This window comes from Seonamhaeicola sediminis (genome assembly GCF_004358095.2).
In the GTDB taxonomy this organism is placed as follows: Bacteria; Bacteroidota; Bacteroidia; order Flavobacteriales; family Flavobacteriaceae; genus Seonamhaeicola; species Seonamhaeicola sediminis.
In genome coordinates, this window is sequence record NZ_SMZJ02000006.1 from 94,672 (window position 1) to 119,474 (window position 24,803).

Below are 24,803 nucleotides of genomic sequence, written 5' to 3' on the forward strand. Positions count from 1 at the left end.
AGGTTAATTTTTAGTAAAATAATAAATATCATCATCTCCTTTTCCATTTGGTCTTTTAGATGATAAAAAACCAGACTCACATCCATCAAAGGTAATCAAAGAAAAGTCATCTTTAATACTGTTTAAAGGTTTAGATAATTTTTCGGCTTTTGCAAACATACCAGTTTTACCCATGGTGCTTTTGTAAATATCATACCCTCCATAACCACCAGGCCTATTTGATGCAAAATATAAAGTATTATCGTTGGCTATTACTGGAAACATTTCCCTGCTATATGAGTTTACATTACTTCCTAAGTTTTCTGGTTCACTATAGGTATTGTTCTCTAAAATATCTACTTTAAAAATATCTGAACCTCCCTTTGTAGTTTCTTTTCCCCCTCTAAGATTTGCAGTAAAATAGAGTGTTTTTCCATCTTTACTTAATGACGGGTGAGCATAAGAATACCTTGGTTTACAAAAAGGTAGTACCTTAAAATTTGTCCAACCTAAACCCTGTTTATATTCTCCAACTTCAATATGAAAATTATTCATATTAAAATCACCTTTTGGCTTGTTTTTATTAGTATACCTAACGGTTATATAAATACTTGCTCCATCAGGTGAAATAGAGGCACTTATTATATGGGGTTTGTTTTGCTTTGAATCAATTTTTATTGGATTTATAATTTGAATACTCCCTGCTCCATCAATAATACCTCTATAAACACCAAATACAGGCTCTCCTTGTAAATACTCTATTCTACCTTTTTTATCTAGTATATAAGTTGTTAAAACAACTTCACCATTAGCTAACGGCATCAATCCGAAATGTGGAAATTCGTCGTTTAATTGAATATTAGTAACTGTATATTCTTTAGGTTGTGAAAAAGAAAGAAACCAAAAGAAAAAGATTATGGGGCAAAATAAATGTTTCATAACTTAGTCTTAATAGCTCTAAAGTTACTAAAAGTTTTATTCACGTCTAAACTGCTTAGTTTCTTCAAAAACATACTCCAGAATTTGTTTGTCCTGTTCAGTAAATTCTATGTTACGTCTAGCCATAACAACTCTAGTAACTTCAAAGACTTTCTTGGTTAAAAAGGTTGTATATCCACTGCTGCCACCCCAACTAAAACTAGGAACAAAATTTCTTGGAAAACCGCTACCAAAAATATTAGCACTAACACCTACTACTGTACCAGTGTTAAACATGGTGTTGATACCAGCTTTACTATGATCGCCCATTATTAAACCACAAAACTGCAATCCAGTTTTAGCAAACCCTTTTGTGTCGTAATTCCACAACCTAACTTCTGCATAATTATTTTTTAAATTAGAGGTATTGGTATCTGCTCCCAAATTACACCACTCTCCTAAAACCGAATTTCCTAAAAAGCCATCATGACCTTTACTTGAATACCCAAAAATTACACAGTTATCAACTTCACCTCCTACCTTACAGTGGGGACCAATAGTTGTTGGTCCATAAATTTTTGCCGCCATTTTTACAATAGCATTTTCACAAAGAGCAAATGGACCTCTAATCATAGAACCTTCCATGATTTCGGTATTTTTACCAATATATATAGGACCTTTTTCTGCATTTAATGAGCATAGTGGTAATTTTGCTCCTTCTTCAATAAAAATATTATCAGAATGAAAGGCCACCGTAGTTTCTGGTATGGGTTTAGACTTTCTATCCTTTGTAATTAAATCAAAGTCTTCATGAATAGCTTCTCCGTTTTTTGAAAAAATATCCCAAGTATGTTCAATTTTTAAACAATCATCTTCAAATTCAATGGCTTCATAAGTGTTGAAATCAATATCTTCTTGACCCTCTTTTGAGTAAAATGCAATAACATCTTCACCCTTAAAAACAGCTTGATTTTCTTCAAGATTTCTTATCATTTCAACTAATTCTAAATTAGGAAGATAAGAAGCATTTATCATGACATTTTTATCCATCTCAACCATTGGGAATTTATCCGATAGATAATCTTCTGTCACGGTAGTTGTTGTAGTATCTAAATAGGTTTCCCACTTTTGCCGTATGGTTAAAATACCTACTCTAATATCGGCTACCGGACGCGTATAAGTAAAAGGCAGTAAATTGTTTCTTGAAGGACCATCAAATAAGATATAGTTCATTAGAAAGTTTAAGTTCAAAGTTTAAAGCATTCTAACTCTAAACTCTAGTTACGCAATCAAAAATAGCTTAAAATCAGAAAACAAAAAAGCCTTTCTGTATCAGAAAGGCTTAATGATATTATATAGTCGTTAAAGTTTATTTTTTAAACTTAGCGTATTTAGTTTTGAATTTGTCAATACGTCCTGCAGTATCTACTAATTTAGATTTACCAGTATAGTATGGGTGCGATGTTCTTGAAATCTCCATTTTTACTAGAGGATACTCAACACCATCAACCTCTAAAGTTTCATTAGTCTCTGCAGTAGATTTAGTTAAAAACACATCATCGTTAGACATATCTTTAAATGCTACTAATCTATAATTTTCTGGGTGTATACCTTTTTTCATCGCTTTACGCTTTAAATCTTTAATTTTTCGAGGTGCAAATTTAAGTATTTTTTATAAATTCACAATACTTTTAGTTAATTTTTATTTCAACTTTTTGTGTAACTATTTGGTATCTTTGAATACTAACTTTTCAACTAACACTACAAACACATTTAACATGGAGAAATCTTTTAAATCTATTGCCAAAGATTATGGTATATATCTTGGTGCAGTTCTTGGTATATTAACCGTTGGAGCTTATGCCGTTAATTTAGACCTATTTGTTAATACTCTCTTTGGTATATCTATATACATTATTGCTATTGCTTTTGGTATCGTTGCTATTTTGAAGGCTAAAAAAAACCTTGACGGCTATATAAATTTCAAAGAATCTTTTACCGCTTACTTTGTTTGCATTTTGATAGGGTTAGCTTTAGCAACATTTATATCCTTTATAATATTTAATTTTATAGATACTGAAGCCGCTATTGTATTAAAAGAAAAATCCCTTGACAAAATTGTTCAAGTTTATAAAAACATGAATCAATCTGAAGAAAAGATTGCTGAATTAGTTGAAAAAATGGAGTCTGAAAATTTGTTTTCTATTAAAAACTCTTTAATTTCATTATTAATAAATTATTTATTACCATTATCTGTGATTGGATTGCTAATTGCTGTAGTTATGAGAAAAAATAAACCAGAGACAGAATAATTTCCCTATTTTTGAAATCATCAAAATTTTGAAATTTCTTAAATGAACATATCTGTAGTTATACCACTACTTAACGAACAAGACTCTTTAAAAGAATTACATGATTGGATTGCTAAAGTTATGCAGTCTAATCATTTTTCTTATGAAATCATATTTATTGATGATGGAAGCACCGATGATTCTTGGAAGATTATTTCTAATTTAGCTACTAAAAATAAAGGTGTAAAAGGTATTCAATTTTTAAAAAACTTCGGAAAATCACAGGCCTTACACGCCGGTTTTGAAAAAGCTCAAGGTGATGTAGTTATTACAATGGATGCCGATTTACAGGACAACCCCGACGAAATTCCTGAGCTCTACAATATGATTGTTAATGACAAATTTGATTTGGTTTCGGGCTGGAAAAAAAAGCGATATGATTCTGTTATCACTAAAAACCTGCCTTCTAAACTGTTTAATTGGGCAGCTAGAAAAACTTCGGGGGTTAAACTACATGATTTCAATTGCGGTTTGAAAGCATACCATAGTAATGTTGTTAAAAACATTGATGTTAATGGAGAAATGCACCGCTATATACCAGTACTTTCTAAAAACGCTGGATTTACCAAAATTGGAGAAAAAGTTGTAAAACATCAAGCCAGAAAATATGGTGTTACTAAATTTGGAATGAACCGGTTTTTGCATGGTTTCCTAGACCTTATTACTATTTGGTTTATTTCTAGATTTGGCAAACGTCCCATGCATTTATTTGGTGCTTTAGGAGTCATTATGTTTATAATTGGTTTTGGTTTTGCACTATATTTAGGTATTGACAAATTATTTTTAAACAAAACTGGAAGACTCATCACCCAACGTCCTCAATTCTATATAGCTCTTTCAACCATGATTATTGGAACACAGTTTTTTGTGGCCGGTTTTTTAGGTGAAATAATTTTACGTACCAAAGAAGGGAAAAAACGGTACTTGGTTAAAGATGAATTGAATTTATAAAACATACGAAAACTGATATTTTGTTTTCGTAATAAACCCTTCAAAATAAAAAAATTTTAGCCCAGTTTTTAATCATTTGATTACTTTTGCAATGTAATTTTAAGCACATTATGATTTATATCGAACCAAAAATTTTAGATAGAATAAACTCCTGGTTAACTCCAGCTTTTGATGAAGAAACCCAGCAATTCATAAAAGATAGTATAGCAAACAACCCTGAAGATATTCAGGAAAGTTTTTACAAAGATTTAGAATTTGGAACTGGTGGAATGCGCGGTATAATGGGTATTGGCACCAACAGAATTAATAAGTATACTCTAGGAAAAAGCACTCAAGGATTAAGCAATTACTTAAAGAAATCATTTCCAGATGAAAACATAAAAACAGTTATTGCTTATGACTGTAGACACAATAGTAAGGCATTGGCAAAAGTGGTGGCTGATGTATTTTCGGCTAACGGCATTGAAGTATATTTATTTGAAGATTTACGCCCTACTCCAGAATTATCGTTTGCAGTGAGACACTTAAATTGTCATTGCGGTATTGTTTTAACTGCTTCCCATAACCCACCAGAGTACAATGGCTATAAAGTGTATTGGCAAGATGGAGGGCAATTAGTTCCACCACAAGACGGTGAGGTAATTGACGCCATAAATGCCCTAGATTATGCTGATATAAAATTTGAAGCTAATAAGAACCTTATAAATTACATAGGCGATACTATTGACAATGTATTTATTGATGCCTCTGTAAAAAATGGAAGCTTAGGCCTAAGTCAGGAGGCCAAAGATGATTTAACTATTGTTTTTACTTCGTTGCATGGGACTTCAATCACTGCAGTTCCAGAAACGCTTAAAAGAGCTGGCTACAAGAATGTTCATATAGTTGAAGAACAAAGAACACCAAATGGAGATTTTCCAACTGTAGAATCGCCAAACCCAGAAGAACCTGCAGCCTTAAAAATGGCTTTAGAATTGGCTGATAAAGTTGGCGCTGATATTGTTATTGGAACAGATCCTGATTGTGATAGACTTGGAGTTGCAGTTAGAAATTTAGAGGGTAAACTTACGCTTTTAAATGGAAATCAAACTATGGTAATGATGACCGATTTCCTTTTAAAGCTTTGGAAGAAAGAAGGTAAGATTACAGGAAAAGAATTTATTGCATCAACCATTGTATCTACCCCAATGCTTACAAAAATGGCAGCAGCCTATGGCGTTGAAAGTAAAATTGTTTTAACTGGCTTTAAATGGATTGCCAAATTAATAAAAGATTACCCTCAGTTGCAGTATATAGGTGGTGGTGAAGAGAGTTTTGGTTATATGGTTGGTGATTTTGTTCGTGATAAAGATGCGGTTACCTCTACCCTTCTAGCCATAGAAATTGCGGCTCATGCTAAAGCTAATGGAAGTTCTGTTTTCGAAGAACTTATTAAACTTTATGTTGAGCATGGATTCTTTAAAGAAAAATTAGTATCATTAACAAAAAAGGGGATTGAAGGCGCAGAAGAAATCAAACAAATGATGATTGACGCCAGAGAAAATCCATTAACCGAAGTAAATGGGGCTAAAGTTGTAAAAGTTGAAGATTACCAATTATCGGTTTCAAAAAATATGATTACTGGTGAAGTAAGTGTTATTGACATCCCAAAATCTAATGTACTTATTTATTACACAGAAGATGGCACTCAAGTAGCCCTTAGACCAAGTGGAACTGAACCAAAAATAAAATTCTATATAAGTTCTAATACCACGTTAGACAATGTAGCAGCTTTTAAAACTACTGAACAAGAATTGAATAATAAAATTGACGCCATTCTTAAGGATATGAAGCTCGTTTAATGAACCAATTTTTTAAAATACTACGGTATGCAAAACCATACACACGTTTTGCCTTAGGACACATTTTTTCTAATGTGTTTTTTGCTTTATTTGGAACCCTTTCTTTTGTGGCTCTTATGCCTATGCTGGATGTGATTTTTGAAAAGGAAAAAGTAATTCCTAATTCAAAACCCATATATAAAGGAATTACGGAAATAGGTCATTTTGCCGAGGACTCTCTAGCTTTCTACATGAATGAGTTTACTGGTGGTGATAAATCTAAAGCACTTATTTTTGTAATTATTCTTATTGTAATCACCTTTTTCCTCAAGAATATTTTTGGCTATTTAGCTAATTATTTCATGGTATTTTTAAGAAATGGCGTTATCAGAGACATAAGAAACGAAGTTTACAAAAAGGTTTTATACTTGCCACTATCCTATTTTTCAGAAAAAAGAAAAGGAGATATTATAGCCAGAGTTACTGGTGATGTTAATGACCTGCAATATTCTATGCTTCCTGTACTGGAACTTATTGTTAGAGAACCACTCACCATAATTTTTACGCTGGCTGCAATGCTTATAATAAGCACTAAATTAACCTTGTTTGTTTTTTTATTTATTCCAATTATGGGATTCATAATTTCTAAAATTGGGAAAAGCCTTAAACGAAAGTCGGATAGGGTACAAAAAGAACAAGGACTATTTTTATCTACTTTAGAGGAGACACTATCTGGTTTAAGAATCATTAAAGGTTTTAATGCTGAAGAAAAATTCAATAGGCATTTTAAAGCATCAACAGAAAGATACTATAACTTTTCCAATAAACTATTAAACCGACAAAATCTTGCTTCTCCAACTAGCGAATTTTTAGGTATTGGTATGATATCAATTATTTTGTGGTATGGTGGTAATTTAATTATTAGTGGTGATTCAAATTTGTTTTTAGATGGTAGTAAATTCATTGTTTATATTGGTTTGGCTTATAATATTCTAACCCCTGCAAAAGCTATATCTAGAGGTTTGGTAAATGTAAAAAAAGGAGGAGCTGCAGCAGAAAGAATTCAAGAAATTCTAAATTCTGAAAACCCATTAAAAGATAAACTTAAGGCTCTTGAAAAAGAAGGTTTCAATTCTAAAATAGAGTTTAAAAATATATGGTTTAAATACAAAGATGAGTATGTTTTAAAAGATTTTTCGTTAACCATTACAAAAGGAAAAACAGTGGCATTGGTAGGGCAATCAGGTAGTGGAAAATCTACCATTGCTAACCTTATCACCAGATTTTACGATGTTAACAAGGGACAAATTCTAATTGATGGTATTGATATCAAGGATTTAACCACCACATCCTTAAGAGCTCAATTAGGGTTGGTTACTCAAGATGCCATACTTTTTAATGAAAGTATAAAAGAAAATCTTCTTTTGGGTAATGAAATGGCCACTGATAAAGATATCATAAATGCCTTAAAAGTAGCCAATGCTTGGGAATTTGTGAAAGATTTACCTCAAGGTATTGATACCAATATAGGTGACGCAGGAAATAAGCTTTCTGGTGGCCAAAAACAACGTTTAAGTATTGCTAGGGCTGTTCTTAAAAGTCCGCCAATAATGGTATTAGACGAAGCTACTTCAGCTTTAGATACCGAAAGCGAGCGTTTGGTTCAGGTAGCTCTAGAAAATATGATGAAAAATAGAACTTCTATTGTCATTGCTCATCGGTTATCTACAATTCAGAACGCAGATGAAATAGTTGTTTTACACAAAGGCGAAATAGTAGAACAAGGAAAACACAATGAGCTTATAAATAAAAATGGAACCTATAAAAAGCTTGTTGACATGCAAAGTTTAGAAGTTTAAAATACACGTAATATCAAGATATCAAGCTTTATAAAAGCAAAAAAGGATAGAGATTTGGGCATCTATCCTTTTTTTGTTCATTGTTAGATTTGGGGACGACTAACACATAAGTAGGTTTCTGATACAAACATAAAACAAATAAAAGTATACAGCAAGAAAAAAATGTATTTTGTCGATTCAAAATGTATTTCATCGATTTTTTAAAATATAAATAACAGGTAATCAATTAATTAGTTTTAACGAAAAATTCAATTTTTTTTCGATTAAACTTTACTATATTTAGTTAGTCTAAAGACTAAATTTTGCTTGTGTTAAACGAAGAGGAACTTTTACAGCAACTAAAATCTAAAACTCACAAAGAACAAGCTTTTAGAACCTTAATAACGCTTTACAAGGAGCGTCTTTACTGGCATATACGTAATATTGTAAAGTCTCATGATGATACCGATGATGTGTTACAGAACACTTTTATCAAAGTTTTTAAAAATATCAATAACTTTAAAGGCAATAGCAAACTCTATTCATGGATGTACAGAATAGCTACAAATGAATCTATAACATTCATTAACAAAAACGTAAAACGGTTACAAATAAGTAGTGAAGATGTTCAAAAATTAGCTATTAGTAACCTGACTTCAGATGTTTATTTTGAAGGGGATGAAATTCAATTAAAGCTACAACAAGCTATTGCTTCACTACCAAACAAACAACAATTGGTTTTTAATATGAAATATTTTCAGGATTTAAAATACAAGGAAATGGCAGATATTTTAGAAACCAGTGAAGGTGCTTTAAAAGCTTCATACCACATTGCTGTGAAAAAAATTGAATCCTATTTAACTCAAGATTAAACCATTAAAACATTTATTAGTCTTATAGGTAAGATGAAAAAAAATAAATTACATAATATAAAAAATAGTGGTTTTAAAGCGCCCAATCAATACTTTGATACACTTGAGGATCATATTATAAATGAGTTAAAACTAAAAGAACGCTCTCATACCTCTGGTTTTAAAGCTCCAGATAATTATTTTGATAGTTTAGAAGAAACCATTTTAAATAAAGTTTCCAGAGAAAGTAAACCGAAGGTTTTTGAATTATTTAGTAACAAAACTATTGTTTATGCATCTAGCATTGCAGCTGCAGTATTATTGCTAATTAGCTTATCTTTATTTGATAGTAAGATTTCGTTTGATGATTTGGATAACGAAACTGTTGAAAATTACCTCTTGTATGAAAATATTGATTCATATGAAATTGCTTCTTTTTTGAATGAAGAAGACTTAAAAGAAGAAAATTTTGTAGAATTTAATATTGATGAAGAAGTCGTTGAAGATTACATCTTTGACAACCTAGACGTAGAAGATTTATACTAAAAAATTAAAATAAACATGAAGATATATTTACTCCCTTTATTAATATTCTTATTATCATTAAACCTGTCTGCTCAACAATCAGATAGAGAAAAAATTGAAGCACTTAAAGTGTCTTTCATTACTGAACAACTAGATTTAACTAAGGAAGAGGCTGAGAAGTTTTGGCCTGTCTATAATGAGTTTGACAAAAAAAATCATGCCATCAGACATCAAGAAATGAGAAGTGTTAGAAAAGAAATTAAAGACAACCTTAGTTCTATGACTGATAAAAAAGCTGAAGAATTATTAAGTAAATTGAATAGTATAGAATCTCGTTTACACAAAAATAGATTAGATTTTACTACTAAGATTAAAACTATTTTGTCTCCTAAAAAAGTAATTAAACTAAAGGTAGCTGAAGAAGATTTTAAAAGAAAAATGTTCAACCAGTTTAAAAGTCGAAGAAGTGGAGAAAAAGGAAACAAACACTAAAAGTATAAAGAAGCTTAAAAGCTTCTTTTTTTTTTGAGCTTTTTTGATTTAATAAAAACACCACAAAATAATAATTAGAAATGGTTTCAGTTCTAACCTTAATAAAGTTCTTGGTTTAAATATGTCCTTTCCTCACAGAAAAACAAAAGTATAAAGCAAGTTACTAAAACAGATAAGTATGGATATATATCCAAATCTCATAAAAATAGAAACTTAACAAATAATCGTCTTAACAAATCAACATATTAAATGTAAATTTGCATGCTTAATATTTAGTTCATATTATGAACTGTTTCAAGCAACTAAAACTGATTATAGAAAACATGCGACTACACAGAAATTTATGTTTTGCGGTTATTGACGGACTGACCGATATTTTTAACGAAGGAAAGTATGCCGATAAAGTCATCCAACAGCTATTGAAACGTGACAAACGCTGGGGAAGTAGAGATAGAGCTTTTGTTGCTGAAACCACTTATGACATTGTGCGTTGGAAACGTCTATATGCCGAAATTGCAGAAGTAAAAGAACCTTTTAACAGAGATAACCTATGGCGCATGTTTGCTGTGTGGGCCACCTTAAAGGGAATTAGATTACCCGATTGGAAATATTTTGAAAAAACACCTTCTAGAAAAATAAAAGGACGATTTGATGAGCTTTCCAAACTACGTGTTTTTAGAGAATCTATTCCAGATTGGATGGATGCTATTGGTGTTCAGGAATTAGGAGAAAGTAAATGGACCAAGGAAATTGCTACCCAAAACCAACAAGCTGATGTTATTCTGAGAGTGAATACATTAAAAATATCTAAGGAGCAACTACAAAATATATTATTTGATCAAAATATTGAAACCGATTTTATTAAAGGTTATCCCTCAGCACTAAAACTAAAACAACGCGCCAATGTTTTTGTAACAGATGCCTTTAAAAATGGACTTTTTGAAGTGCAAGACGCTTCCTCACAATTAGTGGCAGACATGCTTGATGTTAAACCAGGTATGAAGGTAGTAGACACTTGTGCTGGTGCTGGTGGGAAAACTCTACATATTGCTTCTTTAATGGAAAATAAAGGCCAAATTGTAGCTATGGACATCTATGAAAGTAAGCTCAAGAAACTAAAAATAAGGGCAAGACGTAATGGTGTTCACAATATAGACTTAAAAGTAATTGATTCTACTAAGCCTATTAAAAAACTTTATAATAAAGCAGATCGTGTTTTAATTGACGCGCCTTGTTCCGGTTTAGGTGTTTTAAGGAGAAACCCCGATGCTAAATGGAAATTAGAACCTGAATTTATAGATAAAATTAGAACGGTGCAGCAAGACGTTTTACAGCAATACTCCAAAATGGTTAAACCTGGCGGTAAATTGGTTTATGCCACTTGCTCTGTGTTACCGTCTGAAAATGAAAATCAAGTTAAAGCTTTCTTAACATCAGAATCGGGAAAAGAATTTAACTTTGTGAAAGACAGAAAGGTGCTTGCTCATGAATCTGGTTTTGATGGTTTTTACATGGCACTTCTAGAGAAAAAATAATTTATGAAGTATTTTCACTTTTTATTCTTTTTAGTTTCTTTTTTAGGTTTTTCCCAAATCCCTAGTGGCTATTATGACTCTGCAACTGGAACAGGAGCTATTTTAAAAACACAACTTTTTAACATTATTAACAATAATACTAATAGTCTATCTGATGCTAACTATGGAGATCTATGGTCTTTATATAATCAATCAGCTTTTAAAGATAATTATTACGATAATGACCAAACCATAGTTGACCTGTACACTGAAATTCCCTCAGGTACAGATATCTATAGCTTTACACCTATTACGAACCAATGTGGCAATTATAGTGGTGAAGGTGATTGTTATAATAGAGAACATGTAATACCTAGTTCTTATTTTGGTGGTAAGGATTCGTATCCTATGTATTCTGATGCTCATTTTGTATTTCCTTCTGATGGCTATACTAATGGAGAACATGGAAGCTTTCCTTATGGTGTTGTACAAAATGCTACATACACTTCTTCAAATGGATCAAAAAAGGGAAACAACTTTAATTCAGGCTACTCCAGTGGTTTTAGTGGAACCGTTTTTGAGCCTATAGATGAATTCAAAGGAGATGTGGCTAGGGCTTATTTTTATTTTATTACTTGTTATGAAGATCAATTATCAACCTTTCATAGTAACTTTTCTTCAAGTGATGTTAGTGCTATGTTTGATGGATCAACTCACCCAGCTCTCAGCTCTACATTTTTGAACATTTTACTTACATGGAATGCTTTAGACCCTGTTAGTATCTATGAACAAAATAAAAATAATGATATTTATTTTTTTCAAGGCAATAGAAATCCCTTTATAGACAATAATGATTATGTAACCGAAATTTGGGGAAATCCATTAACAAATGAGTCTTTATCAAAACTAGAAGCAACTACCATCTACCCAAACCCATTAAAAGAAAATTTTCTTAATATTGAAACTAAAGAAATTTTAAATGTTGAAATTTTTAATGTTTTAGGAAAATCTATATTTAAACGAAATGTATCTCCACAGAACAACAAAATTAATGTTGAAAGTTTAAGTAAAGGTGTTTATTTGGTTAGATTAACAAATGAGTTTGGTGCCATAACTAAAAAGTTAATAAAACAGTAATTCTTTCTTATTTTTATGCATGCTGAATAATGCATTTATAAAACAACTTGAAGATTTACTTTCTCAAAAAATAGAAAGTTCACAATCCGTTTCTGGCGGTGATATTTCTGAAGCCTTTGTCATTAAAACCAATACACAAAAGTTCTTTCTAAAAAAAAACAGGCTAGAAAATCAAAATATGTTTAAGACAGAATACCGAGGTCTTCAAGCTATAGCAAAAACTAATACCATAACTACACCAAAGGTTTATGGTATTGGAACTTTTGAGAATAGCTCATTTTTGTTATTAGAATGGATTGAAAGTAAACATCCCTCCAACAAAGACTTTAAAACTTTAGGAACCCAATTAGCTCAACTGCACCAAATAACCGCAGCACAATTTGGTTTTGAAAACAACAACTTTATTGGCAGCTTAAACCAATCCAACAATAAACATTCAAACTGGACCAACTTCTATGTAGAAGAACGCCTATTACCTCAACTCAACTTAGCCAAAAGCAAAGGGCTTTTAAATTCTAAAGAAATTCCTTCAACTTTGGCAATAAAGGAAACTTTACAACCCATATTTGAAAATATCAAACCGTCACTATTACATGGCGATTTATGGAGTGGAAATTATCTAATTTCATCAAAAGGCATACCTTACCTCATTGACCCTGCAGTTTATTATGGACATAACGAAGTTGATATTGCCATGACCAAATTATTCGGTGGGTTCTCCAATGATTTTTATGAAGCTTACTTTGACATGACACCTCCAGACCACCATACAAATCAACGTGTAGAGATTTATCAATTGTATTATTTATTGGTACATTTAAATTTGTTTGGGCAGAGTTATTATGGTTCCGTAAAATCAATTCTTCAAAAGTATTTTTAGTTCATGTTAAAATAGTTGTTGATAACGCTGTTAGTTTTATAAAAAAATAGCCTTAAAAATGCTTTAAAAAAGTGTATTTTTGCGTTTTCATTTTTCATACAAAAAATCATAAAAATGATTCATTTCTTTGGAAACACCAGCAGCAAGATTTTTGCTGTTCAAACAACAGAAGAATTATCTGCGGAGACCATTTCAAAATTAACCTGGCTATTTGGTAATCAACCCAGAATAGAACAAGCATCCTTAGATGCTTTTTTTGTTGGCCCAAGAGCTGCTATGATTACACCTTGGAGTACCAATGCTGTAGAAATTACTCAGAATATGGGCATTAGAGGAATAGTTCGAATTGAAGAATTTCAGGCGGTTTCTAAAGATTTCAAAAACTACGACCCAATGATTTCTGAAAAATTTAATGGGTTAAACCAAGAATCATTTACCATAGATACAGAGCCTGAACCAATTTTAAACATTGAAGATATTGCAGCTTATAATGAACAAGAAGGTTTATCTTTAAGTGACGAAGAAGTGGAATATTTAGAAGGTGTTTCAAAAAAGATTGGTAGGCCGCTTACAGACTCTGAAGTGTTTGGGTTTTCACAAGTAAATAGTGAACATTGTAGGCATAAAATATTCAACGGTACCTTTGTAATTGATGGTGAAGAAAAACCAATCTCATTATTTAAATTAATTAAAAAAACTTCTGAAGAAAATCCAAACGATATTGTTTCGGCTTATAAAGATAATGTAGCCTTTATTCAAGGTCCTGTTGTTGAGCAATTTGCACCAAAACGTGCCGATGTTCCTGATTATTATACTACTCAAGATTTTGAATCGGTAATTTCATTAAAAGCCGAAACTCATAACTTCCCAACAACCGTTGAGCCATTTAACGGCGCTGCAACTGGTTCGGGTGGAGAAATTAGAGATAGATTAGCCGGTGGAAAAGGCTCTATTCCTTTAGCTGGTACAGCTGTTTATATGACTTCATACTCTCGTTTAGAAGAAAACCGTCCATGGGAAAAAGCTTTTGAAGAGCGTGATTGGTTATACCAAACACCAATGGATATTTTAATCAAAGCGTCTAACGGTGCTTCAGACTTTGGAAATAAGTTTGGACAGCCTCTTATCTGTGGTTCAGTATTAACCTTTGAGCATGAAGAAGAAGCTCAAAAATTAGGCTTCGACAAAGTGATTATGCTTGCCGGTGGTATTGGTTACGGTAAAAAAGACCAAGCCCTGAAAGATACGCCTAAAACAGGTGACAAAATAGTCATCCTTGGTGGTGAAAACTACCGCATTGGTATGGGTGGTGCAGCAGTATCAAGTGCTGATACAGGGGAGTTTGCTTCTGGTATAGAGTTAAATGCTGTTCAGCGTTCTAATCCTGAAATGCAAAAACGTGCAGCCAATGCGGTTCGAGGCATGGTTGAAAGCGATGAAAACTTTATTGTATCTATCCACGACCACGGTGCTGGCGGACACTTAAACTGTTTATCGGAGTTGGTAGAAGATACTGGTGGAAAAATCAATTTAGACGCACTTCCTGTAGGTGATCCTACGCTTTCTGATAAAGAAATTATAGGGAACGAATCTCAAGAACGTATGGGATTGGTTATTTCTGAAGAACATATTGACACCCTAAATAGAATAGCTAACAGAGAACGTTCTCCAATGTACACCGTTGGTGACGTTACTGGTGACGATAGATTTACCTTCCAATCTAAAACCAAAGGTAATACCCCAATGGATTTAGCCATGGAGGATATGTTTGGTAGCTCACCAAAAACTATCATGACCGACAAAACCGTTGAGAGACATTATGCAGATGTTGCTTACAATTCTGATGATTTTTACACCTATCTGGACCAAGTATTACAGTTAGAAGCGGTTGCTTGTAAAGATTGGTTAACAAATAAAGTAGACCGTTGTGTAGGTGGTAAAGTAGCTAAACAACAATGTGTAGGACCATTACAAATTCCATTGAACAATGTAGGGGTTATGGCTCTCGATTTTAAAGGTAAAGAAGGTATCGCCACCTCTATTGGACACTCACCAGTTTCGGCTTTAATTGACCCAGTTGCTGGTAGTAGAAACTCGATTACCGAAGCACTAACCAACATTATTTGGGCACCTTTAAAAGACGGCTTAAAAAACGTGTCTTTATCTGCTAACTGGATGTGGCCTTGTAAAAATGAAGGGGAAGATGCCAGATTATACGAAGCGGTTCAGGCTGTTTCAGAATTTTCAATTGACTTAGGAATCAATGTCCCAACGGGAAAGGATTCTTTATCAATGAAACAAAAATACCCGAATGGCGATGTCATTTCTCCAGGAACAGTAATTATTTCTGCAGGCGCTAACTGTAACGATATTAATAAAGTGGTTGAGCCTGTTTTAAAGAAAAACGGCGGCGATATTTATTATATCAATATCTCTCAAGACCACTTTAAATTAGGCGGAAGCTCATTTGCTCAAATAGTCAATAGAATTGGTAATGAAGCGCCTACAGTAAAAGATGCAGCATACGTTAAAACTGTTTTCAACACCATTCAAGATTTAATTAGAAATGAGCAAATAGTTGCAGGACATGATGTTGCTTCGGGAGGATTGATTACTACTTTGTTAGAGTTATGTTTTGCTGATAATAATTTAGGAGCTGAACTAGACCTGTCTGATTTAAATGAAAAAGACTCCTTTAAGTTATTATTTGCTGAAAATGCAGGTATTGTTATTCAAGCAAAAGATAGTTCGGTTGAGAAAGTGCTTTCTGGTGCTAATATTCAATTTCATAGAATTGGTTCAGTTGTTAAAAGTGATACACTAAGTATTATAAATGCAACCGATGTGTTTACTATGACTGTCTCTAGACTTAGAGATGTATGGTATAAAACATCTTTCTTATTAGACCAGAAACAAACTGCTAACGGTTTAGCTGAAGAACGTTACAAAAACTATAAGAATCAACCTTTACAATATACATTCCCTGAAAACTTTGCGGGAAAATTACCTGAAATAAATACAAGTAAGCCAAGACCGAAAGCCGCTATTCTTCGTGAAAAAGGAAGTAATTCAGAGAGAGAAATGGCAAATGCTATGTATTTAGCTGGTTTTGATGTAAAAGATGTACACATGACCGATTTAATTTCTGGACGTGAAACCCTAGAGGATATTCAGTTTTTAGGAGCTGTTGGTGGATTCTCAAATTCTGATGTTTTAGGTTCTGCCAAAGGTTGGGCAGGTGCTATTAAATACAATGAAAAAGCCAGACAAGTGATTAAAAACTACTTCGCCAGAGAAGATACACTCTCTGTAGGTATTTGTAATGGTTGCCAACTTTGGATGGAATTAGATCTTATTAATCCAGACCATGAGATTCATGGAAAAATGCATCATAACAACTCTCATAAGCATGAAAGTTCTTTTACTTCGGTTAAAATTCAGGAAAACAATTCTGTAATGTTATCATCATTAGCTGGCACTACTTTAGGGGTATGGATTTCACATGGGGAAGGTAAATTTAGTTTACCCTATTCCGAAGAAAAATATCATATTGTAGCAAAATATGGTTATGAGAATTATCCGCACAACCCAAATGGATCTGATTTTAACACAGCCATGATGTGTGATAAGTCTGGACGTCATTTAGTTACTATGCCTCATATTGAGCGTTCTACGTTCCAATGGAATTGGGCTCACTATCCAGACGGACGTAAAGATGAAGTATCACCTTGGCTGGAGGCCTTTGTTAATGCCAGAAAATGGGTTGAGAAACATTAAACTTAATCTCCTACTACTTCAAACGTAGCCTATCTTCATGTATTTATTTAAGAGTCTAGAGATGCTTAAATTATGCTTGGTATAAGTTGCTGAAAACTATCCCGATAGCTATCCGGACAACATGACACAAAAATTTGATAAAATAAGAAACCCCGAAGTAACTTTTGTTAACTTCGGGGTTTCAATCAAAAAAAGAAAAACGGAAAACACTATCTAGTTGCTTTAATAGCAGCTTGTGCTGCTGCAACTCTTGCGATAGGAACTCTATAAGGAGAACAACTTACGTAGTTCATCCCTGCATTATAACAAAACTCTACAGAACTTGGTTCACCACCATGTTCACCACATATACCAACTTTTAAGTTAGGTTTGGTACTCCTACCTCTTTCGGTTCCAATTTTAACCAACTGCCCTACACCTTCTTGATCAAGGACTTCAAAAGGATCTTCTTTTAAAATACCTTTTTTAAGATAAACAGGTAAGAATTTACTAGCATCATCACGAGAATAACCAAATGTCATTTGGGTTAAATCGTTAGTTCCAAATGAGAAGAAATCAGCTTTTTCAGCAATTAAATCAGCCATTAATGTAGCTCTAGGAATCTCCATCATGGTTCCCACTAAATATTCTATAGAATCTTTTCTTTCGTCAAACACTTTATCAGCTGTCTCCCTAATAACAGCCTCTTGGCTTTCATATTCTGCTGTAGTACCAATTAAAGGAATCATTATTTCAGGTTTAGCTTCAATGCCTCTTTCCTTCAGATTTAATGCTGCTTCAATAATAGCTCTTGCTTGCATTTCAGTAATCTCAGGATATGTAATTCCTAATCTACAACCTCTGTGACCTAACATGGGGTTAAACTCTTCCAGTTCAGCTACTTTATTTTTAACCTCCTGCAAGGTAATATGCATATCCTCGGCTAAACTTCTTTGGGTTTCTAATTGGTGTGGTACAAACTCATGTAAAGGAGGGTCTAATAATCTAATTGTAACCGGAAGGCCTTCCATAGCTTCAAAAATACCTTCAAAGTCTGAACGCTGCATAGGTAATAATTCTTTTAAAGCTTCTTTTCTACCTTTTACAGTATCGGCAAGAATCATTTCGCGCATCGCCTTTATTCTATCTACTTCAAAGAACATATGTTCGGTACGCGTTAATCCAATTCCTTGTGCACCAAAGTTGCGTGCCACTGTAGCATCTTTTGGAGTATCGGCATTAGTTCTTACCTGCATCTTAGTAAATTTCTCTGCCAGATCCATGATTTCGGCAAATTCACCACTCAATTCGGGCTCCATAGTAGCTACTTTACCTTCAAAAATATTACCTGTAGAACCGTTTAAAGAAATCCAATCACCTTCTTGATATTTATGTCCATCAACAGTTAAGGTGCGTTTCTTATAGTCTATTTTTAATGCACCAGCTCCAGAAACACAACATTTACCCATACCACGAGCCACAACAGCAGCATGTGAGGTCATACCACCACGGGCAGTTAAAATACCTTTAGCAATATTCATTCCTTCTAGGTCTTCTGGAGAGGTTTCAATTCTAACTAAAATACTGCTCTTGTATTTATTGGCTTCATCAGCAAAAAATACTATTTTTCCAGTAGCAGCCCCTGGGGATGCTGGAAGCCCTTGAGCTATTGCGTGTGCACTTTTTAGTGCTTTTGGATCAAAGACAGGATGTAGTAGTTCATCTAATTTATTAGGCTCTATAAGAAGTAATGCCTCTTCCTCTGAAATTAAACCTTCTTTACAAGCATCCATGGCAATTTTGACCATGGCTGCCCCCGTACGCTTTCCATTACGTGTTTGTAGTATCCAAAGTTTACCTTGTTGAATAGTAAACTCCATATCTTGCATATCTCGATAGTGCTTTTCTAGAATATCTTGATATTCGTTTAGTTCTCTAAATATTTCAGGCATTAATTCCTCTAAAGAAGGATAGTTTTTAATTCTGTCTTCCTCTTCAACTTGAGCCAATTCTGCCCAACGTTGAGATCCTATTTTTGTAATTTGCTGAGGTGTTCTTACACCTGCAACGACATCCTCACCTTGCGCATCAATTAAGTACTCTCCATTAAAGATATTTTCTCCAGTTGCTGCATCTCTTGTAAAACACACACCAGTCCCTGAATCTGACCCCATATTACCATATACCATGGCTTGTACATTTACAGCAGTTCCCCAATCTGAAGGATAACCATGCATGCTTCTGTAATAAACAGCTCTATCACCGTTCCAACTATTAAAAACAGCAATAATAGCCCCTATTAGTTGATCCCATGGGTCTGTTGGGAAATTCTTACCTGTACGCTTTTTTACAGCCTCTTTAAAATCATATACTAAATCTTTTAAATCTTGTATGGTAAATTCTGTATCCAATTCAATATTTCGCTTATGTTTAAGCGCTTCCATGATTTCTTCAAATGGATCAATATCTTCTTTAGATTCAGGTTTCATTCCTAAAACAACACCACCATACATTTGAATAAAACGTCTATATGAATCCCAAGCAAAACGCTCATTATTTGTTTGTTTAGCTATTCCTAATACCGCATCATCATTAAGACCTAAATTTAAAACGGTATCCATCATTCCAGGCATAGAAACTCTAGCACCAGAACGAACTGAGATTAGTAATGGGTTTTCTTTATCTCCGAACTTGGTTCCCATAATACTCTCAATATTAGCTATTGCTGCCTCTACCTCATCTCTAATAAATCCCATAGCAACGTCTTCACCTAATTGATTGTATTCTGTACAAACTTCTGTGGTAATTGTAAATCCAGGTGGAACTGGAATTCCAATAGAGCTCATTTCTGCCAAATTAGCCCCTTTTCCCCCAAGTAAATTTTTCATTTCCCTGTTTCCATCGGCTTTTTTATCACCAAATTTGTAGACACGTGCTTTAACATTCTCTAGTAATTCCATAATATTTAGTTTTAATTACATATCATTTCATTGTAAAAATTTCATATAAATGTACATCTTAACACTTAGCTTTTTCATGACATAAATCATATAAAACTTTAAACATCAATAGTCTTTTACTGCTTAGTAAATGCAAAAACCCCGAAGCAACTACAATCTGCCTCGGGGTTTTTTAATTAAAAAGAAAAAATGGAAATTTTCAAAATTTGCATTTAAGCAAATTTTAAGCCTTTATTTATTTTTCGGTAAGCCATTGTTACCGTTCGTTTCATAAGTAATGATACTACAAATGCTATCACAAACAATCCTGCGAACACAGCCAAAGTAGCATCTAATGATCCTGTTGTATTTTTAACAACATCATATATTGTAGGACCAACAACTCCCGCTAATGCCCAAGCCGTTAATACCATACCGTGAATAGCACCTAATTGTTTTGTTCCAAACAAATCTCCTAAAAAAGCCGGCAATGTTGAAAAACCACCTCCATACATAGTTATTACCGTAAACAGAATAACTAAGAATGCTAACTCCATGGATATTTGAGGTAATAACCAGAAGGCTAAAATTTGAAAAGCAAAAAATATAATATAAGTATTTGCTCTTCCTAAATAATCTGATAATGTAGACCACATAATTCTACCTACACCATTAAACACTCCTATTAAACCAACAATAGCTGCAGCTTCCATTGGTGTATAGTTGAGTTTTTCCTGCATCATTGGGCTTGCTGCAGAAATAACTGCAATACCGCAAGCAATATTGATGAACATCATAATCCAGATATAATAAAAACGAGGTGTCTTCAAAGCTTCATTAGCAGTAATATTAGCCAAATCTGCTTTAATGGTTTTACCCTCTCCAGGTTTATACCCTTCTGGCATATATCCCTCTGGAGGTCTTTCAATATATCTAGCTGATGCTAAAATTAATATCATATAAATAGCTCCTAATACGTAAAAAGCATTTGAAACTCCTACGGCATCAAATAATGACTGCATTACTGGACCAAAAATTAAGGCAGCAAAACCAAAGCCCATAATAGCCATTCCCGTTGCTAGACCTCGTCTATCTGGAAACCATTTTACTAATGTGCTTACTGGCGTAATGTATCCTAAACCTAAACCAATACCTCCAATAACACCATAACATAAATAGAACATCCATAGAGACTCTAATTGTACCGCAAGTCCAGATCCTAAAATACCAAGTCCGTAAAATATACCTGCTGTAGTACCACTCACTCTAGGGCCTACTTTTTCTACCCAACGCCCTAAAAAGGCAGCTGATAATCCTAATAATAAGATGGCAATTTTAAATGCCCACTTTATAACGCTTCCGTCTACGTCAAAAATATCCTTTACTGGGTTAGTCATTACTGAATAGGCATAAACCGACCCAATAGAGATATGTATTCCCACAGCCGAAGCTGCTATTAACCAACGATTTTTTAACTTTTGATTGCTCATAATCCTATTTTTATGTTGGCCACAAACCAACTAATTTACTTTTACTTCTTTAAAATATTGTTCTAAAATTTCTACTGCGTCGTTTATTTCCGCCTCCGTATTTTCTCGGGCATCTTTTAATTGATAATCCCAACCTAAATTCTCCCACTTATGGACACCTAAAGTATGGTAAGGTTGTATTTCAATTTTTTCAATAGTTTTATAATCTTTGAAATACGTTCCCATTTCATGTAATAATTCTGGTTTATTAGTAATACCTGGAATTAATACGTAGCGTAACCACATGGGTTTACCAGAGGCTTCTCTGTGCTTAGCAAAGTTGAAAGTAGTTTCCTTGTTTTTCATTCCCGTTATCATTTGGTAACCCTCTTCTCGCATGTGTTTAATATCTAACATTACTAAATCTGTATATTTATCTAGCAATTCTTCTACAAAGTGATTTAGTAACCTACCGTTAGTATCTACATTGGTATGAATACCTTCTTCTTTCAGTCTCTGAAAAAAATGAATTAATTCTTTTGATTGCAACAAAGGCTCTCCACCAGATACCGTAACACCACCAAACTCGCCAAAGTAAGATTTCATATTAACAGCTCTCATTACTAAGCTTTCAATAGTGTGATCTTGACCTCCATGAGTATCAATTGTGTCCGGGTTATGGCAATAGGCGCATTTTAATTTACATCCCTGAAGAAATATAACCATGCGTATACCTGGACCATCATGTGTTCCAAACGACTCAATAGAATGAACCCTTAAAGTGTTTTCCGTAGTTTTGATAAGGCTCTTATTTAAATTAGAACTTCCGAAATTTATGAATTTTCGGAAGTTCTTAAAAACTAATTTATAATTACATTGAATCGTGGAATGACCTAGTAATAACTTCCAATTGTTGCTCTTTTGTCAACCTGATAAAGTTTACAGCATATCCTGAAACCCTTATGGTTAATTGTGGATATTCTTCAGGATTCTCCATAGCATCAAGTAACGTTTCTTTGTTAAGAACATTTACATTTAAATGCTGGGCTTTTCTTGAAAAATAACCATCAAGTGTGGTTGAAAGATTTTCAATTCTATCCATTTCTGTGGCTCCTAAAGACTTAGGAACAATTGAGAATGTATTAGAAATACCATCTTGAGAATCACAATAATCAATCTTGGCAACAGAATTTAATGATGCAATAGCACCGTGAGTATCACGTCCGTGCATTGGATTGGCTCCTGGTGCAAAAGGCACGCCTTTTGCTCTACCATCTGGAGTTGCACCTGTTTTCTTACCATAAACTACATTTGATGTAATGGTTAAAACAGACATTGTAGGTTCTGCATTTTTATAAACCGGTAAAGCCTTTAACTCATTATTAAAATTCTTAACGGCATCACGGGCAAAAATATCGACACGATCATCATCATTTCCATATTTTGGGAAGTCTCCTTCAATATCAAAATCAATTGTTAAGCCTTCTTCATTTCTAATTGGCTTCACTTTAGCATACTTAATAGCTGACAAAGAATCTGCCACAATTGATAGACCTGCAACTCCGTAAGCAATGTTAATAGCTGGATTTGTATCAATTAATGCCATTTGAGACTTTTCATAATAGTACTTATCGTGCATGTAGTGGATAATATTCATTGAATCATTGTACACACGTGCTACTTCTTTCATAGCTACTTTAAAATTAGCCATTACTTTATTGAAGTCAAGATATTCGCCTTCCATTGACTCAATACCTTGTACCATTTGAGTTCCAGTATTTTCACAACGACCACCGTTAATTGCTAACAATAATGTTTTAGCTAAGTTAGTACGTGCCCCAAAGAATTGAATTTGTTTACCTAAAGCTTGATAAGAAACACAACAAGCAATTCCATAATCATCAGAACCTCTCATTTCTCGCATCATATCATCATTTTCAAACTGAATTGATGAAGTGTCAATGGCTACTTTAGAACAGTAGTTTTTAAAATTCTTAGGTAAATTATTAGACCAAAGAATAGTAATATTTGGTTCAGGTGAAGGTCCTAAGTTGTATAGCGTGTTTAAGAAACGAAACGATGTTTTAGTTACTTTTGTTCTTCCATCAGCAAACATACCACCAATAGCTTCTGTTACCCAAGTTGGATCTCCGGCAAAAATCTCATCGTAAGCTCCCATTCTTAAATGACGAACCATACGTAACTTCATAACAAACTGGTCAATGTACTCTTGAGCTTCTACTTCTGTAATAAGTCCTTTTTGTAAGTCATTCTCTATATAGATATCTAAGAAAGACGATACATTACCTAAAGACATTGCTGCTCCATCTTGTTCTTTTACAGCTGCCAAATAGCCCATATAAGTCCACTGTACCGCTTCACGAGCATTTTCAGCTGGACGAGATAGGTCAAGGTCATATTTTTTACCCATTTCTATCATATCCTTTAATGCCTTAATTTGATCCGTTACTTCTTCTCGCAAACGAATTACAGCATCAGTCATCGGACCAACTATATTAGCTTTATCTGCCTTTTTAGCCTCAATTAATGTATTGATACCATATAAAGCAACACGACGGTAATCACCTATAATTCTACCACGGGCATAATTATCAGGCAAACCAGTTAAAAGTCCCAAAGAACGAAATCTTCTAATCTCTTCATTATAAGCAGAAAACACACCATCGTTATGTGACTTAACATACTTAGTAAATAATTCTGAAACTGTATCACTTGGCACCAAGCCATGTTCCTCTAGTGCTTTTTGTACCACTTTAAATCCTCCAAAAGGTTTCATGGCACGTTTTAGTAATTCATCGGTTTGTAAACCTACAATAACTTCATTCTCTTTATCAATATATCCAGCGCCAAAATTACTTACACCAGAAATAGTTTCTGTATCTACAGAACGTACACCATTGTTTTGACGCTCTTCTTTAGATGCCTCTAAACATACGTCCCAAAGTTTTTTAGTACGCTCACTTGGGCCTACTAAAAACGAATCGTCTCCGTAATAAGGTGTCACGTTGTTAACAACAAAATTTCTAACGTCTATTGTTTCACTCCAAACACCGTTTTTAAATTTTTTTACTTCCATTTTTTATGTAACTTTTATTAGTCAAAATTTATGGTTCAAAGATACGTTGCAACTAAAATTATTAAACTGACTTTTGTCATAAAACCTTGGTATATCAAGGTTTTAGCCTAAAATTAATTTACGAAAACGTTTGAGTCACCTCCTAAAATTAGCGAATTTTTAACTGTTTTAAGATTAGGTTTTACAAAAATGTAAATCGTTTGTGTTTTTTAATTATTATTAGCAATTTTTAGCACACAAAATTACAGTTTTCGTAAAAATCTAAAAAAATAAATTATTATATTGA

Annotated in this window: 18 protein-coding genes; 11 read left to right on the forward strand and 7 right to left on the reverse strand. The window is 33.4% G+C overall.

What is annotated here, in order from left to right; translation table 11 throughout:
• Positions 1-3 precede the first annotated feature (3 nt).
• The 3 genes from E1J38_RS11265 to E1J38_RS11275 form a co-directional block, all read right to left on the reverse strand.
• Positions 4-918, reverse strand: coding sequence for a TolB family protein (locus tag E1J38_RS11265; protein ID WP_133356881.1), 915 nt, complete (start codon positions 916-918; stop codon positions 4-6).
• A gap of 36 nt (positions 919-954) precedes the next feature.
• The gene (locus E1J38_RS11270; protein ID WP_133356879.1) at positions 955-2,130 is read right to left on the reverse strand and encodes a GlmU family protein; all 1,176 of its coding nucleotides are present in this window, start codon (positions 2,128-2,130) and stop codon (positions 955-957) included.
• A gap of 136 nt (positions 2,131-2,266) precedes the next feature.
• Positions 2,267-2,518 (reverse strand): type B 50S ribosomal protein L31, encoded by a 252-nt coding sequence (locus E1J38_RS11275; RefSeq protein ID WP_133356877.1) that lies wholly within the window; start codon positions 2,516-2,518, stop codon positions 2,267-2,269.
• Positions 2,519-2,675: 157 nt separating this feature from the next.
• Here E1J38_RS11275 and E1J38_RS11280 point away from each other — a divergent pair, with 157 nt between their 5' ends.
• The 11 genes from E1J38_RS11280 to purL all read left to right on the forward strand — a co-directional run bounded on the left by E1J38_RS11280 (position 2,676) and on the right by purL (position 17,033).
• Positions 2,676-3,209 (forward strand): DUF4199 domain-containing protein, encoded by a 534-nt coding sequence (locus E1J38_RS11280; RefSeq protein WP_133356876.1) that lies wholly within the window; start codon positions 2,676-2,678, stop codon positions 3,207-3,209.
• 42 nt (positions 3,210-3,251) lie between these two features.
• The gene (locus E1J38_RS11285; protein ID WP_133356874.1) at positions 3,252-4,199 is read left to right on the forward strand and encodes a glycosyltransferase family 2 protein; all 948 of its coding nucleotides are present in this window, start codon (positions 3,252-3,254) and stop codon (positions 4,197-4,199) included.
• Between the two features lie 110 nt (positions 4,200-4,309).
• Entirely contained in the window at positions 4,310-6,040 is a 1,731-nt protein-coding gene (locus E1J38_RS11290; protein ID WP_186525859.1) for a phospho-sugar mutase, read from the forward strand.
• Positions 6,040-7,878, forward strand: a complete 1,839-nt coding sequence (locus tag E1J38_RS11295) for an ABC transporter ATP-binding protein (protein WP_133356873.1) — start codon at positions 6,040-6,042, stop codon at positions 7,876-7,878. The genes E1J38_RS11290 and E1J38_RS11295 overlap by 1 nt, the downstream gene beginning before the upstream one ends.
• A 308-nt stretch (positions 7,879-8,186) precedes the next feature.
• Complete coding sequence (locus E1J38_RS11300; RefSeq protein WP_133356872.1) at positions 8,187-8,729, forward strand: RNA polymerase sigma factor; 543 nt, start codon at positions 8,187-8,189, stop codon at positions 8,727-8,729.
• A gap of 33 nt (positions 8,730-8,762) precedes the next feature.
• Complete coding sequence (locus E1J38_RS11305) at positions 8,763-9,254, forward strand: hypothetical protein (protein ID WP_133356871.1); 492 nt, start codon at positions 8,763-8,765, stop codon at positions 9,252-9,254.
• Positions 9,255-9,269: 15 nt separating this feature from the next.
• Positions 9,270-9,725, forward strand: a complete 456-nt coding sequence (locus E1J38_RS11310; protein WP_133356869.1) for a sensor of ECF-type sigma factor — start codon at positions 9,270-9,272, stop codon at positions 9,723-9,725.
• 323 nt (positions 9,726-10,048) lie between these two features.
• A complete protein-coding gene (locus E1J38_RS11315) occupies positions 10,049-11,260 on the forward strand; it encodes an RsmB/NOP family class I SAM-dependent RNA methyltransferase (RefSeq protein ID WP_133356868.1) in 1,212 nt (403 codons plus the stop codon).
• A 3-nt stretch (positions 11,261-11,263) separates the two neighbouring features.
• Entirely contained in the window at positions 11,264-12,376 is a 1,113-nt protein-coding gene (locus E1J38_RS11320) for an endonuclease (protein ID WP_133356866.1), read from the forward strand.
• 19 nt (positions 12,377-12,395) lie between these two features.
• Positions 12,396-13,256 (forward strand): fructosamine kinase family protein, encoded by an 861-nt coding sequence (locus E1J38_RS11325; RefSeq protein WP_133356865.1) that lies wholly within the window; start codon positions 12,396-12,398, stop codon positions 13,254-13,256.
• Between the two features lie 114 nt (positions 13,257-13,370).
• On the forward strand, positions 13,371-17,033 hold the full coding sequence (purL, locus tag E1J38_RS11330) for a phosphoribosylformylglycinamidine synthase (RefSeq protein WP_133356863.1): 3,663 nt from the start codon (positions 13,371-13,373) through the stop codon (positions 17,031-17,033).
• Between the two features lie 209 nt (positions 17,034-17,242).
• Here purL and ppdK read toward each other — a convergent pair whose 3' ends face one another.
• From ppdK to pflB, 4 genes are all read right to left on the reverse strand, one after another.
• The gene (gene ppdK / locus E1J38_RS11335) at positions 17,243-19,972 is read right to left on the reverse strand and encodes a pyruvate, phosphate dikinase (RefSeq protein WP_133356861.1); all 2,730 of its coding nucleotides are present in this window, start codon (positions 19,970-19,972) and stop codon (positions 17,243-17,245) included.
• A gap of 212 nt (positions 19,973-20,184) precedes the next feature.
• Positions 20,185-21,441, reverse strand: a complete 1,257-nt coding sequence (locus E1J38_RS11340; protein WP_133356859.1) for an L-lactate MFS transporter — start codon at positions 21,439-21,441, stop codon at positions 20,185-20,187.
• 30 nt (positions 21,442-21,471) lie between these two features.
• Positions 21,472-22,257 carry a pyruvate formate-lyase-activating protein gene (pflA, locus tag E1J38_RS11345; RefSeq protein ID WP_369407160.1) on the reverse strand — a complete coding sequence of 262 codons (786 nt, stop codon included), beginning with the start codon at positions 22,255-22,257 and terminating at the stop codon, positions 21,472-21,474.
• A gap of 34 nt (positions 22,258-22,291) precedes the next feature.
• Positions 22,292-24,517, reverse strand: a complete 2,226-nt coding sequence (gene pflB / locus E1J38_RS11350) for a formate C-acetyltransferase (protein ID WP_133356856.1) — start codon at positions 24,515-24,517, stop codon at positions 22,292-22,294.
• Between the last annotated feature and the right edge of the window lie 286 nt (positions 24,518-24,803).

Excerpts from the sequence above, each read along its gene's own strand:
- E1J38_RS11275 (WP_133356877.1), bottom strand. The coding sequence starts at position 2,518 with ATGAAAAAAGGTATACACCCAGAAAATTATAGATTAGTAGCATTTAAA.
- E1J38_RS11280 (WP_133356876.1), top strand. The coding sequence starts at position 2,676 with ATGGAGAAATCTTTTAAATCTATTGCCAAAGATTATGGTATATATCTT.
- E1J38_RS11340 (WP_133356859.1), bottom strand. The coding sequence starts at position 21,441 with ATGAGCAATCAAAAGTTAAAAAATCGTTGGTTAATAGCAGCTTCGGCT.
- E1J38_RS11305 (WP_133356871.1), top strand. The coding sequence starts at position 8,763 with ATGAAAAAAAATAAATTACATAATATAAAAAATAGTGGTTTTAAAGCG.
- E1J38_RS11295 (WP_133356873.1), top strand. The coding sequence starts at position 6,040 with ATGAACCAATTTTTTAAAATACTACGGTATGCAAAACCATACACACGT.
- E1J38_RS11290 (WP_186525859.1), top strand. The coding sequence starts at position 4,310 with ATGATTTATATCGAACCAAAAATTTTAGATAGAATAAACTCCTGGTTA.
- E1J38_RS11315 (WP_133356868.1), top strand. The coding sequence starts at position 10,049 with ATGCGACTACACAGAAATTTATGTTTTGCGGTTATTGACGGACTGACC.
- E1J38_RS11320 (WP_133356866.1), top strand. The coding sequence starts at position 11,264 with ATGAAGTATTTTCACTTTTTATTCTTTTTAGTTTCTTTTTTAGGTTTT.
- pflB (WP_133356856.1), bottom strand. The coding sequence starts at position 24,517 with ATGGAAGTAAAAAAATTTAAAAACGGTGTTTGGAGTGAAACAATAGAC.
- purL (WP_133356863.1), top strand. The coding sequence starts at position 13,371 with ATGATTCATTTCTTTGGAAACACCAGCAGCAAGATTTTTGCTGTTCAA.
- ppdK (WP_133356861.1), bottom strand. The coding sequence starts at position 19,972 with ATGGAATTACTAGAGAATGTTAAAGCACGTGTCTACAAATTTGGTGAT.
- E1J38_RS11310 (WP_133356869.1), top strand. The coding sequence starts at position 9,270 with ATGAAGATATATTTACTCCCTTTATTAATATTCTTATTATCATTAAAC.
- E1J38_RS11270 (WP_133356879.1), bottom strand. The coding sequence starts at position 2,130 with ATGAACTATATCTTATTTGATGGTCCTTCAAGAAACAATTTACTGCCT.
- E1J38_RS11285 (WP_133356874.1), top strand. The coding sequence starts at position 3,252 with ATGAACATATCTGTAGTTATACCACTACTTAACGAACAAGACTCTTTA.
- E1J38_RS11325 (WP_133356865.1), top strand. The coding sequence starts at position 12,396 with ATGCTGAATAATGCATTTATAAAACAACTTGAAGATTTACTTTCTCAA.
- E1J38_RS11265 (WP_133356881.1), bottom strand. The coding sequence starts at position 918 with ATGAAACATTTATTTTGCCCCATAATCTTTTTCTTTTGGTTTCTTTCT.